Annotated in this window: 1 protein-coding gene and 1 pseudogene; both read right to left on the bottom strand. The window is 59.3% G+C overall.

Annotated features, from left to right (window positions below; all coding sequences use genetic code 11):
* A pseudogene (locus tag ACJHYR_RS28090) lies at window positions 1-233 on the bottom strand (replication protein); the annotation flags it as partial.
* On the bottom strand, window positions 133-656 hold a 524-nt coding region (locus ACJHYR_RS28085), incomplete at its 5' end, for a DnaT-like ssDNA-binding domain-containing protein (RefSeq protein ID WP_410233234.1). The pseudogene ACJHYR_RS28090 and the gene ACJHYR_RS28085, both read right to left, overlap by 101 nt.

The raw sequence follows: 656 nt of genomic DNA, 5'->3' as shown, positions 1-656 counted from the left end.
CCCACCGTCAGACCGAATGGATTGGCCCCGCTTTCCGGAATCAGTGCCACAAACTCAGCCAGGTCAGGAGGCCATGTTTCACCCGCCCGGCAGCGGTCCATGCACTGGCGGCAGACCTGCCGGATTTGCTGCTCAGTCATCGCGCCAATCTGTGCAATCCAGAGCTTCGAAGGTGCGGCCCCGTTCTTCCGGGTCCAGCGGTCCGAATAAACCTCCCCCATGAGTTCCCACAGCTTCCAGGCTGTTTCCGTCGCTGATAAATCCGTTTTCACGTTCCCACTGCTCACGTGCTGCCCGAATTTCCTGAACTGCCCGTGATGCGGTGCCACCTGGTGCTGCTGCATGGTTCACCCCCTTGCTGACTGGTTTAACCTGCGCCCTGACGTGATTTACGTGACGGGCGAATTTCTGCTCCCACTGAACCTGTGTGAACACTTTCCCCTCCGCCATCCAGTAATCCCGGAAGGCGGCAAGTTCAGCAGGTGTAAATTCCGGTTCCGGCAAAGCCGCTCCCCACAACGCAGCCCGTCGTCGAAAATCCAGCGACGGATGCCAGCCATCGGCCATCGGAAATTTCCCGATGGGTTCACTCAGGCCATCCGGAAATTCAGGTTCCGCCACCTGCAACGGCGTACCGTTCGGTTCACTGGTCGGAG

It is taken from the genome of Escherichia sp. WS1450, assembly GCF_046487395.1.
GTDB classification, from domain to species: domain Bacteria; phylum Pseudomonadota; class Gammaproteobacteria; order Enterobacterales; family Enterobacteriaceae; genus Escherichia; species Escherichia coli.
Note: the sequence above shows the minus strand (reverse complement) of the source record. Positions and strands in the feature narration are given on the sequence as shown.